Below are 13,565 nucleotides of genomic sequence, written 5' to 3' on the forward strand. Positions count from 1 at the left end.
GCCCGCTTGGCAAAGCCCGGTTGCCGTGGCGCCTGCGATACCCTATCTGACGCGGATGGCATCGAACCGCTTCAACACGGGCTCCGGCCCCTCGCAACGTCAGCTCCGCGTCGGCGAGCTGATCCGCCGCCGCCTGTCCGACGTGCTGCTGCGCGGCGACGTCCACGACCCGGATCTCAACCGGATCTCGATCACCGTGGGCGAGGTGCGCTGCTCGCCCGACCTCAAGGTCGCCACGGCCTATGTCCTGCCGCTGGGCGGGCAGGGGGCCGAGGAGGCGCTGGCCGGGCTGCGCCGCAACACCCGCGAGCTGCGCCACCTTGTCGCCAAGGAGCTGTCGCTGAAATTCGCGCCCGAGCTGCGCTTCGCCCTCGACCGGACCTTCGACCAGATGGACGAGACAAGGCGGCTGCTCAACGAAGAGACCGTCAAGCGCGACGTCGCCGGCGAGACGGACGAGGACGGCGGCACCGAGTGACCGGCCCCGTTGACAGGCCCCGTTGACGGGCCGGCCGTGCCGCGCTAGCAGGCGGGCTTTCTTCGCAGCGGCTCTTCGGAGGGGCATATGGCACGCAAGCGCAAGGGGCGCGACATCTCGGGCTGGCTGGTCGTCGACAAGCCGGCGGGCATCACCTCGACCTCCGTCGTCAACAAGGTCCGCTGGGCCTTCGACGCCAGGAAGGCGGGCCATGCCGGCACGCTCGACCCGGATGCGACCGGGGTGCTGGCGGTGGCGCTGGGCGAGGCGACCAAGACCGTGCCCTACATCACCGACGCGCTGAAATGCTACCGCTTCACCGTCACCTTCGGCGCCGCCACCACCACCGATGACGCCGAAGGCGCGGTGATCGAGAGCTCGGATCGCCGCCCCAGCGACGAAGAGATCGCCGCCGCCCTGCCGGCCTTCCGCGGCGACATCCTGCAGGTGCCGCCGAAATTCTCGGCCGTGAAGGTCGCGGGCGAGCGCGCCTATGACCTCGCCCGCGAGGGCGAGGAGATCGAGCTGGAGGCCCGCCCGCTCTGGGTCGAGAGCCTCGAGGTGATCTCGCGCCCCGATGCCGACCATGTCGAGCTGGAAATGGTCTGCGGCAAGGGCGGCTATGTCCGCTCGATCGCCCGCGATCTCGGCCGGGCGCTGGGCTGCCTCGGCCATGTCCAGAGCCTGCGCCGGACCTGGTCGGGCCCGTTCGAGGCCGAGCAGGGCGTCAGCCTCGAGCTGCTGGACGAACACGCCAAGACCGAGGCGCTCGACGCCTACCTGCTGCCGCTGGAAACGGGCCTCGCCGAGCTGCCGGAACTGAAGGCGACAGCCGAAGGCGCGGCGCGGCTGAAGAACGGCAATCCGGGCATGGTCCTCGCCTCGGATGTCGAATTCGGCGACGAGGCCTGGGCCAGCTACCAGGGCAAGGCGGTCGCCGTCGGCCTCTACAAGGCCGGCGAACTGCACCCCAGCCGGGTGTTCAACCAGTAGCCCTTTTCATCTTCACGCAAATATCCCACGGGGGTCCGGGGGTGTGAAACCCCCGGCCTCTCCGCCGATCTCACCCCGACAGGCTGCTCACCGCCCGGGCCAAGACCTTGAGCCCGGTGACGAGGTCGGCCTCGTCGGTATCCTCGTCGAAATTGTGGCTGATGCCGTTGATCGACGGCACGAACAGCATCGCGACGGGCATGTGCCGCGCCACGTTGGTGGCGTCGTGCAAGGCGCCCGAGGGCATCCGGCGCCAGCGGCCCGGCACCTCGGCCTCGGCGGCATCGGCCAGCGCCTGCTGCAGCCGGTCGTTCATCGCCACCGGTTCCAGCCCCAGCAGCGGGCCGTAGTCCAGTTCCAGCCCGCGTTCCCTGGTCACCTCCTCGGCCGTCGTGCGGACGATGGCCTCCATCGCGTTCAGCCGCTGCGGATCGCCGTCGCGCCACTGCATCGAGAAGGCGGCCTTGCCCGGCACGATCGAGGCGCCGTTGGGGGTGAGGGCGACATGGCCGATGGTCCAGACCGTCTCGGGCCGCACCACCTCGGCGAAGCGGACATTCAGGCGCGCGGCGAACTCGACCAGCCCCTGGAAGGCGTCGCGGCGCAGGTGCATCGGCGTGGTGCCGGCGTGGTTGCTCTGGCCGGTGAAGGTGATCTGCATGTTGCGGATGCCGACGATCGAGGTAACGACACCGACCGCCTCGCCCTCGGTATCCAGATAGGGGCCCTGCTCGATATGGGTCTCGATGAAGCCGGTGAAGCGCGACGGATCGAGGAAATCGCCGCTGACCAGATCGGCCATCCGCGCCCGGCCTTCGGCATAGGTGGTGCCGTCAGAGGCGTTGAGCTTGTCGGCCTCTTCGAGGCTGCGGCCACCGGACCAGACCGTGCTGCCGGTGGTGACGCCGTAGCGCCCTTCCTCGTCCTGGAACGAGACCACCGAGATCGGCGGCCCGCCGGCCTCCTTCGAGGCCCGCGCGATTTCCAGCGCCGCCATCACGCCGAGCGCACCGTCGAGCCAGCCGCCCTCGGGCTGGGTGTCGCTATGCGAGCCCATCAGCAGGCTGGGCCCGTCGCCGGCGAGGCCGAACAGGTTGCCGACCGGGTCGAAATAGGGCGTCAGCCCGGCCTCGCGGAACTGCTCGGCCAGCCATTTGCGCGCCTCGATGTCGGTGTCGGAATAGGCCGGGCGCACGACCCCGGTGCCGACGGCGCCGATGGCGCGTAGGGCGTGCAGGCTGGCAAGGAAGCGGTCGGAATCGGGGGTCATGGCGGCGCCTTTCGGATGGTTTCTGCCCCCTTGACTAGCAGCGCGGCGAGGCGAACGCCAACCCTTGGCGCGGCCCGCGCTTTGGCATAGGCAGGAGCGCGAGACAAAGGAGCCGAGGCGGATGACACATCTGTGGGTGCGGGCCGAGCAGCGGCCCAACGAGGAACGCGTGGGGCTGACCCCGGACGGCGCCGCGGCGCTGGTCGAGGCGGGGATGCGGGTGACGGTCGAGGAAAGCTCGGTCCGGGCGATTCCGATCGACGGCTACCGCGCCGCCGGCTGCGAGATCGCGGCCGAGAATTCCTGGCCCGACGCCCCGCGCGACGCCATCGTCTTCGGCCTCAAGGAACTGCCCGAGGACGGCACCCCGCTGGTTCATCGCCACATCATGTTCGGCCATGCCTACAAGGGTCAGCCGGCGGGGCGGGAGCTGCTTAGGCGCTTCAATGCCGGCGGTGGCACGCTCTACGACCTCGAATACCTCGTCGACGAGGCCGGCCGCCGCGTCGCCGCCTTCGGCTACTGGGCCGGTTTCGCCGGTGCCGCCGTGGCATTGAAATGCTGGGCGGCGCAGCAGCGGGGCGAGATCGCCGGCCCGGTCCGGCAATATCCCGGCAAGGATGCGCTGCTGGACGAGCTGAAGGCGGAACTCGACGCGATCGGCGCCGCCCGTCCGCGGGCGCTGGTGATCGGCGCTCTGGGTCGGGTCGGCACCGGCGCGGCCGACCTGTGCGACATCATGGGGGTTGCCGTCACCAAGTGGGACATCGCCGAAACCGCCCATGGCGGGCCGTTCCCCGAGGTGCTGGAGCACGAGATCTTCCTCAACTGCATTCTCGCCCGCCCCGGCTGCCCGGTCTTCGTTCCGGCCGACGCCGTGAGCGCGCCGCGCAAGCTGACCGTGATCGGCGACATCGCCTGCGACCCGAGCTCGGATTTCTCGCCGGTCAAGGTCTATGACCGGGTGACCGACTGGGATGCACCGGCGCTGCGGGTGGCCGAGAACCCGCCGCTCGACGTCACCGCCATCGACAACCTGCCCTCGATGCTGCCGGTGGAAAGCTCGATCGACTACGCCGGCCAGCTTCTGCCCTCGCTCATGACGCTCGATGCGCTCGGCGACGGCGTCTGGGGCCGGGCCAGGGCGGAATACGACCGCCATATCGCAACGATCCGACAGGAGGCATGACATGACGATCCACTGGTGCGGCACCGGCCTATCCGCCATCCCCGGCTTGCGCCGCCTCATCGAGGCCGGCCACGAGGTCGCCGTCTGGAACCGCACGGTCGAGAAGGCGCGTGCGGCGGTGGGCGACCTGACCGACGACATCCGGCCCTACAGCCTCGAAGCCCTGACCGCGGCGCTGCAGCCGGGCGATATCGCCGTCTCGATGCTGCCGGCCGACAACCATGTGCTGATCGCCAGGGCCTGCCTCGAAAAGGGGGCGCATTTCGTCTCCTCCTCTTATATCGCGCCCGAGATGAAAGACCTGGACGCCGCCTTCCGCGACAAGGGGCTGGTGTCGGTCAACGAGGTCGGGCTCGACCCGGGCATCGACCACCTGATGGCGCATTGGCTGGTCGCCGATTACCGCGCCTCCAAGGCCTATGACGGCGCCAACGTGATCTCCTTCACCTCCTATTGCGGCGGCTTCCCCAAGGTGCCGAACGCGTTCCGCTACAAGTTCAGCTGGTCGCCGCTGGGCGTGCTGAAGGCGCTGCGCTCGCCCTCGCGCAGCCTGCGCCAGTTCACCGAGCTCGAGGTCGCCCGGCCCTGGGACGCGATCAGCCGCTACGACGCGCCGCTGCCGGTGCCGGAAAGCTTCGAGGTCTATCCCAACCGCGACAGCATGCCCTTCATCCAGGATTACCGCTTCGACCCGGGCTGGAAACTGCGCGACTTCGTCCGCGGCACGATCCGGCTCAACGGCTGGTCCGAGGCCTGGAAGGACATCTTCGCCGAGATCGAGACCCTGGAGGGCGAGGCCGGCGAGGCGCGGCTCAAGGAGATGTCGGACCAGTTCTGGCGCGACAACGCCTATGAGGAGGGCGAGGCCGATCGCGTCGTCCTCTTCGTCTCGCTCAAGGCCGAGAAGGACGGCGTGCCGGTCTATCACAAGACCTACGCCATGGACGCCGCCGGCGATGCCCGCGGCACGGCGATGGCGCGGCTGGTCTCGATCCCGGTCTCGCTGGCGATCGAGGCGGTCGCCAATCGCGAGATCCCGGCCGGCGTCCACCCGGCGCCGCATGATCTCAAGCTGGTCAATCGCTGGCTCGACGTTGTCAAGGGCCAGGCGCAATACATGGCGGTGGTCGACCACCTCGGCTGACCTGAAGCGGGGAAGGGACGAGGGCCCCTTTCCCGTTCATCTTCATGAAAATATCCTGGGGGTCCGGGGGTGAAACCCCCCGGCCTTTCTCTCAGCCCTCGCCCGGCTTGGTCAGCGGCACCACCGCCGTCTCGCTCTCCGGCGCCAGTTCCTCGAAGTCGAAATTGTCCAGCCGCCGCGCCCGCCGCGTCGCCTTGTCGGACGAGATCTTGATCTCGGCGATGTCCTTCGCCGCCTGGCCGAAATGGCGATCGAGGTTCTCGACCCGGCTGCCCAGCCGCTCGACATCGGCATAGAGCATCGACAGCTCCTTGCGGATGGCGCCGGCCTGCTCGCGCATCCGCGCGTCCTTGAGCACCGCGCGCATCGTGTTCAGCGTCGCCATGCAGGTGGTGGGCGAGACGATCCAGACCCGGGCGGTGAAACCCTCGCGCACCAGCTCGGGGAAATTGGCGTGCAGCTCGGCATAGACGGCTTCCGAGGGCAGGAACATCAGCGCGCCGTCGGCGGTTTCGCCTTCGAGGATGTAGCGGTCCGAGATCGCCTTGATATGGGCGCGGACGGCGGTGCGCAGGCCGCGGGCGGCCTCGTTGAGTTCGGCCTGGTTGCTGGCCCGGCGCAGCGCCTCGTAGGCTTCCAGCGGGAACTTGCTGTCGATGACGATCGGCCCGGGCGGGTTGGGCAGGTGGATCAGGCAGTCGGCCCGGCGGCCGTTCGACAGCGTCGCCTGCATGGTGAAGCTGTCCGACGGCAGCGCCTTCTGGACGATGTCGTGGAGCTGGATCTCGCCGAAGGCGCCACGGGTCTGCTTGTTCGACAGGATGTCCTGCAGGGACAGGACGTCGCCCGACAGCTTCTCGATCTTGGCCTGGGCGCGGTCGATGGTCTCCAGCCGCTGCTGCAACTCGCCAAGGCTGCGCGCGGTGCGGGTGGCGGTGCCGTGCAGGCTCTCGCCCATCTTCTCCTGCACCTCGGCCAGCCGCTTCTCCATCAGCTGCAGCATCGAGGACTGGCTGACCGCCTGGCTCTCCGAGACATGGTGCAGCCCGCCGGCCAGCCGCTCCTGCCCGTCCGACAGCATCTGCACCCGCTGGCCGAGCCAGCCGAGTTCCTTCAGCAGCGGATCGGCCGAGCGCGCCGAGCGCCCGGCGGCGCGCAACACCAGCAGCAGCAGGATCACCAGCAGCGCGACCACGCCGCCGACGCCCAGCACCAGCGGATCGTTCCACGCGAATACCTGTTCGCCGATCTTGATCATGTCCGTCCGAACAACCGTTCGATATCGGCCAGCCGCAGCTCGACATAGGTCGGGCGGCCGTGATTGCACTGGCCCGAATGCGGCGTCGCCTCCATCTCGCGCAAGAGCGCGTTCATCTCCTCGGCCCGCATCCAGCGGCCCGAGCGGACCGAGCCGTGGCAGGCCATGCGGCTCAGCACCGCCTCGATCCTTGCCTGCAGCGTCTGGCTGTCGCCCATGTCGGCCAGCTCGTCGAGGATGTCGCGGATCAGGCCGCTGGCGTCGACCTGGCCGAGGATCGCCGGGGTCTCGCGCACCGCGACCGCACCGCCGCCGAAGGGTTCCAGCGTCAGGCCGAGCCGGGCGAGGTCCTCGGCGAAATCGAGCAGGCGGGCGGCGTCGGCCTCGGACAGCTCGACGATCTCGGGGATCAGCAGCGCCTGGGCGGCGACGCCGGTCTCGGCCATCTGGTGCTTGAGCTTCTCGTAGACCAGCCGCTCGTGCGCGGCGTGCTGGTCGACGATGACGATGCCGGTCTCGGTCTGGGCGATGATGTAGTTTTCGTGCACCTGCGCCCGTGCGGCACCGAGCGGACGGTGGATCTGCTCGACCTCCTGCGCGGTCTCCTCGACCCTGGCCGAGGGCATCGGCGCCTCGGCAAAGCCCGACATCGGCGCCGGGTTGTAGGCCGGGGCGGGCGCGTAGTCCGGCGCCTCGCCCGGCGGCGCCTGGAAGCGGTAGGACGACTGGATCGCCCCCTGCGACGGCCGGTCCATCTGGTAGACGCGCGGGGGCTGGCCGGCGCCCTCGGGCCGCATCGCGCCGAGGGTGGCACCGGCGACGGTGGTCGAGGCGCGGTGCCCGGCCTCGGCCAGGGCATGGCGCAGGGCCGAGACGATCAGCCCGCGCGCCAGCCCGGGATCGCGGAACCGGACCTCGGACTTGGCCGGATGGACGTTGACGTCGACCAGCTGCGGGTCGCAGTCGATATAGAGCACGGCGGCCGGGTGGCGGTCGCGGCTGAGGAAGTCGAAATAGGCCGCGCGCAGGGCACCGATCAGCACCTTGTCCTGCACCGGCCTTCCGTTGACGAACAGGAACTGCGCCACCGAGGAGCCGCGCGAATAGGTCGGCAGCGCGGCATAGCCGGTCAGGTGCAGCCCCTCGCGCTCGGCGTCGATGCGCAGCGCGTTCTCGGCGAACTCGTTGCCAAGCACCCGGGCGAGGCGGCCGTGCAGGGCGTCGAACATGTCGCCGCTCTGGCCGTCGGCGCGGAAGGTGACCCTTCCCTCGCCGCCGCCCGAGACGTCGCGCAGGGTGAAGGAGACGAAGGGCTCGGCCATCGCCAGCCGCTTGACCACCTCCGAGATCGCCTGGGTCTCGGCCCGGTCCGAGCGGAGGAATTTCAGCCGCGCCGGGGTGGCGTAGAACAGGTCGCGCAGCTCGACCACGGTGCCGCGCGACAGGGCGGCGGGCTTGACCGGCGCAATCCGGCCGCCGGCGACGGCGATCTGCGCCGCCTCCGACCCCTCGGCGCGCGAGGTGATGGTCAGCCGCCCGACCGCCCCCAGCGAGGGCAGCGCCTCGCCGCGGAAGCCGAAGCTGTGGATGTTGAGCAGGTCCGAGCCGTCGATCTTCGAGGTCGCGTGGCGGGCCAGCGCCAGCGGCAGTTCCTCGGGCGTCATGCCGCAACCGTCATCGGTGATCCGGATCAGCGTCTTGCCGCCATCCGCCTGCTCGACCGTGATCCGCCGCGCGCCGGCATCGAGCGCGTTCTCGATCAGCTCCTTCACCGCCGAGGCCGGACGTTCGACCACCTCGCCCGCCGCGATCCGGTTGATCGCGGATTCGTCGAGCTGGCGGATCACCGGGCGGGCGCCAGCGGGGCTTATTTTGCGGCTCTCTGCGTTCATCCCACTAGGATTAGCACGGGGCCGGAGATTCGGCCATATCGCTTTCCATGCTTGCGGCCGGTCTCAGCCCATGCCGTGACCGGCCCAGGGGCCGTGCTGGCCGGAGCCGCCGCCGTCGACCCGCTCGAAGCCGTGGGCGCCGAAGAAGTCGCGCTGGGCCTGGATCAGGTTGGCGGTGGTCCGGGCCGAGCGCATGGTGTCGAACCAGCCCAGCCCGGCGGCGAGCGCGGGCAGCGGCAGCCCGGCGCTGGCGCCGGTGGCGACAGTGGCGCGCAAGCCGGGCAGGGCGGTCTGCAGCCGCGCTGAGAAGTCCGGGGCGAAGATCAGGTTGCGGGCCGGGGCGTCCTCGAGCGCCGCGGCCATGTCGTTCAGCATCGCCGAACGGATGATGCAGCCGGCGCGCCAGACCCGGGCGATGCCGGCCATCGGCAGGTCCCAGCCATAGGCCTCGGAGGCCATCGCCAGCAGCCCGAAGCCCTGGGCGTAGCACAGCACCTTGCCCGCGATCAGCGCCTGTTCGAGCTGGTCGATCCCCAGCGCCTCGGGCGCCAGCGGCTGCGGCGCGCCGAAGATCCCGGCCCCGACCTGCCGCTCCGCGAGCCGGGCCGAGAGGTTGCGCGCCGCCACCGCGGCCTCGATCGCGGGGACCGGGGCGGCGAGGTGCTGGGCCTCGATCGCAGTCCAGCGGCCGGTGCCCTTCTGCCCCGCGCGGTCGAGGATGACGTCGAGCATCGGTTGGCCGGTCGCCGGATCGGTGGCGGCGGAAACGGTGGCCGAGATCTCGATCAGGTAGGATTGCAGCGGGCCGTCATTCCACCGGGCGAAGACCTCGGCGATGGCGGCAGGGGGCATCCCGAGCCCGTCGCGCATCGCGCCATAGGCCTCGGCGATCATCTGCATGTCGGCATATTCGATGCCGTTATGGACCGTCTTGACGAAATGGCCGGCGCCGCCCTCGCCCATCCAGGTCGCGCAGGGCGTGCCTTGGTAGTCGGCGGCGATGGCGGTGAGGATATGGGCGACCCGGTCCCAGGCCGGCCTGGGACCGCCGCCCATGATCGCCGGGCCGTGGCGCGCCCCTTCTTCGCCGCCCGAGACGCCGATGCCGAGATAGGGATGGCCGGCCTCGGCGGCCGCCCTGGCCCGGCGTTCGGTATCGTGGAAATCGGCATTGCCGGCGTCGATGATCAGGTCGTCGGCCTCGAGCAGCGGCCGCAGCGCCGCGATCTGCTGATCGACCGGCGCGCCGGCCGGCACCATCAGCATGATCGCCCGCGGCGGTTGCAGCGCGGCGACGAGCTCTTCCAGCGTCTCGGTCGGGACGATACGGTCGGCCAGCGCGCCGGCGCCGGCATGGAAATCCCGCGTCACGGATGGCGTGCGGTTCCAGACCGCGATGTCGTGGCCCTTTTCGGCGATGTTCAGCGCCAGCGCGGCGCCCATCGTGCCCAGGCCGACCAGCCCGATATCCGCCTTGCCCATCGTCGATCCTCCGCCGGTTGCGCCCCGCTGCGACAGAGGTAGACCCCGGGGCCGGACGGGGCAAGCCGCGCCCGGCCGGCGCGCGACGGTGGCGGTCGGCCGCGCATTTCGGCGCGGCGGTCCACCGTCAGGGCTTGATTTTTCGCGCCCCACGGGAACAAGAGAGGGCCGGACCGGCCGAGCCGGCGTTCGCGGCTGGGGCAAGCCGTGGCGCTCGGGCTGCCGGCGGGAGGAGACAGGGGCGTCTGGATGCAGGACGACAGGGCAGAGACCGACGGCACGACGGCGGCCGAAGCGGGGCACAGGCTGTTGACCCGGTTGCGCCAGGCGGCGCCGGTTCTGGTCGGCATCGGCCTGTTCGCCGCCGGCATCTTCGCGCTGGTCCGCCTGCTGGGCCCGATCAAGATGAGCGACGTGCTGGCCGGCGCCCGGGCGATGCCGACATCGTCGCTGCTGGCCGCGCTGGGGGCGACGGCGGCGGGCTATGCCGCCCTCATCGGCTACGACTGGTCGGCGCTGCGCCATATCGGCCGCAAGCTGCCCTTCCCGGTGGTCGCGGCCGGCGGTTTCCTCGGCTATTCGCTGGGCAACACCATCGGCATCTCGATCCTGTCGGGCGGCGCGGTGCGCTACCGGATCTATTCCGCCTTCGGCATCAACGCGATGGAGATCGCCGCGATCTCGACCTTCGTCGCCCTCGCCTTCGGCCTGGGGATCAGCGTCATCGGCCTGGCGGCGCTGTCGCTGCGGCCCGACGCGCTGGTCAATGTCATGGCCCTGCCGTTGCACCAATTGCGGCTGCTGGCGCTGGTGGCGCTGATCCTCGTCGTGCTGGTGATGGGCTGGATCTCGGTCACCGGCCGCGGCCTGAAGCTGTGGCGGTTCGAGCTGCGGGCGCCGTCGCCGGGCATCCTGCTGGGCCAGCTCGCCTTCACCGCGATCGACACCTGCGCCGCGGCGCTGGCGCTCTACGTGCTGATGCCGCAGGGGGCGCCGGATTTCCTCACCTTCCTCGTCGTCTATGCCACGGCGGTGATGGTCGGGGTGCTCAGCCACGTGCCCGGCGGGCTGGGGGTGTTCGAAAGCGTGGTGATCGCGGCGTTGCCGGCCGGGGTCAGCGTCGAGCACGCGGCGGTGGCGCTGCTGCTGTTCCGGATGATCTACTACCTCGTCCCCTTCGGCATCGCCATGCTGGCGATCTCGATCAACGAGGCGCGGCTGGCCTCGGGCCCGATCGCGCGGATGATGGGCGGCGTTTCCGAAACGATGACGCCGGTCAGCAGGGCGATGAGCGGCGTCGCCCCGGCCGCCACCGGCACGATGGTGCTCGGCCTCGGCGTCTACCTGCTCCTGATGGCGCTGATGCCCAGCGTGCGGCCCGACACCTATTACCCGCACGATCTGCTCTCGGCGATCCTGCTGGAAGGCGGGGCGCTGGCCTCGGCGGTGCTGGGGGTGCTGATGATCCTGCTCGCCCAGGGGCTGCTGCGCCGGATCTCGGCGGCGTTCTGGCTGACCGAGGCGGCGCTGGCAGCGGGCGCCGTCGCCTCGCTCGCCAACGGGCTCGACATCAAGAGCGCGGGGCTGCTTCTGGTCGCCGCCGCGGTGCTGTGGCCGATCCGCGGCGAGTTCTCGCGCGCTGCGCGGCTGACCCAGAACCTGCTCTCGCCGGGCTGGTTCGTGCTGATCTTCTCGATTCTGCTCTCGGCCGCCGGCTTCCTCTACCTGATGCAGGAGAACATGCCCTATTCACATGAGATCCTGCTGCGCTTCGCCACCGATGCCAACGCGCCGCGCGCGCTGCGCGCCGGGCTGGCAGCGACGGCGCTGATGACCTTCGCGCTGATCTACCTGGCGATGCAGCCGGCCCGGGCCCATAGCGCGTCGCCCGACGCCGCGGCGCTGGCACAGGCGGCGGCGATCGTCGCCAAGCAGGAGGCGCCCGAGGCCATGCTGGCGCTGTCGGGCGACAAGACCTTCTACTTCTCGGAAAACAACGACGCCTTCATCATGTACGGCGTCCAGGGCAAGTCCTGGGTCGCCTATGGCGATCCGGTCGGCCCGGCCTTGGCCGTGCCCGACCTTGCCTGGGCCTTCTTCGACGCCGCCTATGCCGCCGGCTGCCGCCCGGTTTTCTACGAACTGTCCGAACGCTACCTGCCGATCTGGGTCGAGATGGGGCTGAGCGTCAACAAGATCGGCGAGGAGGCGGTGATCGAGCTGCCGGCCTTCGAGCTGGAGGGACCGGCCCGGGCGCCGCTGCGCGAGCTGCGGGCGCAGGCCCTGCGCGAGGGGATCTCGTTCGAGCTGCTGCCGCCGCCGCACAGCGCCGAGTTGCTGGCCGAGCTGCGGCGCGTCTCCGACGCCTGGCTGGGCCAGATGCAGGGCCGCGAGAAACGGTTCTCGGTCGGCCGGGTCGATCCCGCCTACCTGCAGAGATGCCGGATCGGCGTCGCGCGCAGGGCCGGCCGGATCGTCGCCTTCGCCAACCTGATGGAAACCCCGGCGCGGCGGGCGGCGACGATCGACATGCTGCGCTTCGGCCCCGAGGCGCCGGACGGGGTGATGGAATTCCTGTTCCTGGCGCTGATCGAGACCTGCCGCAACGAGGGCCTGGCGCGGTTCAGCCTCGGCATGGCGCCGCTGGCGGGGCTGCGGACGCGGCACGGGGCACGGCTGTGGAACCGCTTCGGCGCCGTGCTGTTCAAATATGGCGGCGCCTTCTACAACTTTGCCGGCCTGCGCGGTTTCAAGCAGAAATTCGGCCCCGACTGGGAGCCGCGCTACCTCGCCGTGCCGGGCACCCTGCCGCCGCTGACCGCGCTGCGCGACGTCACCGCCCTGATCTCCGGCGACGCGGAAGCCCGCGCGGAGCGTCCGCGCCGCCGCGGCGGTGCGAGGTCAACTGCGCAGTGACCACATCGCGGTGATCGGCTGGCTGTTGGTGACGTGATGGACCAGCGCCATCCCGGCATGGCCGATCAGGTAGACCCAGGCGAGGTTGCCGAACAGCGCGTGCAGCTCGATCACCGGCCGGGCATAGCTCCAGGAGACGCCGCTCTGGACCATCAGGAAGAAGGTGGTGCCCGAGACCGCCATGAAGGACATCAGCAGCAGCCCGAGCCCGTGGATCGCGGCCGGGAAGGCGGCGCCGTCGACATGCGGCGGCAGGCGCAGCTGGCGGCCGGCCCGGACATGGGCGATCAGGTCGGCCATGAAGGCGGCGCGGCGCCGGGCCGAGAACCAGGGAAACAGCGCCCCCAGCGGCGTGCCGCGGCGCCGGATCAGGATCGACAGCCAGAACAGGAAGGCGAGGCCGAAGGCCACGAGGCCCGAGAATTCATGCAGGTTGAACAGGGCATTGGCCGGGCGCCCGCCGCGCGGCGGCTCCATTCCCAGGCTGGTCAGCAGCTGGGTGAGGATCGCGAGGGCGAAACAGGCGTGGAACAGGCGGGTCAAAAGGGGATGGCGCACGCTCTCGGCGTGCGAGGACAAGCTTCTGGTCATGCGGGTCTTCCGATGTCTTGCGTTACTGCTCTGATCGCCGATTCCCGGGAACCGGGCGATCGCCTCGGGCTGAGTTAACGCGCTCGGGCTGACGGGCAACTGACATTTTCCGCAGTGCGGCGTTTCCTTGCTGCACGCGCGATAACAGTTGCGCGCCCGTCCGGCCCCCATGGCGCGGAGCGATGGGGGCGATCGGCGGCAGCGAGGGTACGATTCCCCCTTGACGCCCCGCGGCGGCTTCATTACCTACGCGCTGCCTTGTGGCGGAGTAGCTCAGTTGGTTAGAGCAGCGGAATCATAATCCGCGTGTCGGGGGTTCAAGTCCCTCCTCCGCTACCATTTCCCCAATATA

General features: G+C 70.2%; 10 protein-coding genes and 1 tRNA gene. 6 read left to right on the forward strand and 5 right to left on the reverse strand.

What is annotated here, in order from left to right; genetic code table 11:
* The first annotated feature begins 55 nt into the window (after positions 1 to 55).
* Together rbfA and truB are read left to right on the forward strand one after the other, a co-directional pair.
* Entirely contained in the window at positions 56 to 478 is a 423-nt protein-coding gene (rbfA, locus tag ACFOES_RS15230; protein ID WP_377834163.1) for a 30S ribosome-binding factor RbfA, read from the forward strand.
* An 87-nt stretch (positions 479 to 565) separates the two neighbouring features.
* Positions 566 to 1,471, forward strand: a complete 906-nt coding sequence (gene truB / locus ACFOES_RS15235; protein ID WP_377834164.1) for a tRNA pseudouridine(55) synthase TruB — start codon at positions 566 to 568, stop codon at positions 1,469 to 1,471.
* Positions 1,472 to 1,541: 70 nt separating this feature from the next.
* On the opposite strand, the gene ACFOES_RS15240 is transcribed toward truB, so the two are convergent.
* A complete protein-coding gene (locus ACFOES_RS15240; RefSeq protein WP_377834165.1) occupies positions 1,542 to 2,741 on the reverse strand; it encodes a hydantoinase/carbamoylase family amidase in 1,200 nt (399 codons plus the stop codon).
* Positions 2,742 to 2,862: 121 nt separating this feature from the next.
* Here ACFOES_RS15240 and ACFOES_RS15245 point away from each other — a divergent pair, with 121 nt between their 5' ends.
* Together ACFOES_RS15245 and ACFOES_RS15250 are read left to right on the forward strand one after the other, a co-directional pair.
* Positions 2,863 to 3,930: a saccharopine dehydrogenase gene (locus ACFOES_RS15245; RefSeq protein WP_377834166.1), complete on the forward strand. Its 1,068-nt coding sequence runs from the start codon at positions 2,863 to 2,865 to the stop codon at positions 3,928 to 3,930.
* 1 nt (position 3,931) lies between these two features.
* Positions 3,932 to 5,074 carry a saccharopine dehydrogenase family protein gene (locus ACFOES_RS15250; RefSeq protein WP_377834167.1) on the forward strand — a complete coding sequence of 381 codons (1,143 nt, stop codon included), beginning with the start codon at positions 3,932 to 3,934 and terminating at the stop codon, positions 5,072 to 5,074.
* Between the two features lie 91 nt (positions 5,075 to 5,165).
* Here ACFOES_RS15250 and ACFOES_RS15255 read toward each other — a convergent pair whose 3' ends face one another.
* The 3 genes from ACFOES_RS15255 to gndA all read right to left on the reverse strand — a co-directional run bounded on the left by ACFOES_RS15255 (position 5,166) and on the right by gndA (position 9,706).
* Entirely contained in the window at positions 5,166 to 6,332 is a 1,167-nt protein-coding gene (locus ACFOES_RS15255) for a DNA recombination protein RmuC (RefSeq protein ID WP_377834168.1), read from the reverse strand.
* Positions 6,329 to 8,224, reverse strand: a complete 1,896-nt coding sequence (gene mutL, locus ACFOES_RS15260; RefSeq protein WP_377834169.1) for a DNA mismatch repair endonuclease MutL — start codon at positions 8,222 to 8,224, stop codon at positions 6,329 to 6,331. The genes ACFOES_RS15255 and mutL overlap by 4 nt, the downstream gene beginning before the upstream one ends.
* 63 nt (positions 8,225 to 8,287) lie before the next feature.
* On the reverse strand, positions 8,288 to 9,706 hold the full coding sequence (gene gndA, locus ACFOES_RS15265; protein WP_377834170.1) for an NADP-dependent phosphogluconate dehydrogenase: 1,419 nt from the start codon (positions 9,704 to 9,706) through the stop codon (positions 8,288 to 8,290).
* A 249-nt stretch (positions 9,707 to 9,955) separates the two neighbouring features.
* Here gndA and mprF point away from each other — a divergent pair, with 249 nt between their 5' ends.
* On the forward strand, positions 9,956 to 12,622 hold the full coding sequence (gene mprF / locus ACFOES_RS15270; RefSeq protein WP_377834171.1) for a bifunctional lysylphosphatidylglycerol flippase/synthetase MprF: 2,667 nt from the start codon (positions 9,956 to 9,958) through the stop codon (positions 12,620 to 12,622).
* Here the strand turns inward: mprF and ACFOES_RS15275 are convergent.
* Positions 12,608 to 13,213 carry a cytochrome b/b6 domain-containing protein gene (locus ACFOES_RS15275; RefSeq protein WP_377834172.1) on the reverse strand — a complete coding sequence of 202 codons (606 nt, stop codon included), beginning with the start codon at positions 13,211 to 13,213 and terminating at the stop codon, positions 12,608 to 12,610. The genes mprF and ACFOES_RS15275 overlap by 15 nt on opposite strands.
* Positions 13,214 to 13,475: 262 nt before the next feature.
* On the opposite strand from ACFOES_RS15275, the gene ACFOES_RS15280 reads away from it, so the two are divergent.
* Positions 13,476 to 13,552: transfer RNA gene (locus tag ACFOES_RS15280), tRNA-Met, on the forward strand.
* Positions 13,553 to 13,565: the final 13 nt, after the last annotated feature.

The organism is Acidimangrovimonas pyrenivorans, assembly GCF_042643245.1.
GTDB classification, from domain to species: domain Bacteria; phylum Pseudomonadota; class Alphaproteobacteria; order Rhodobacterales; family Rhodobacteraceae; genus Acidimangrovimonas; species Acidimangrovimonas pyrenivorans.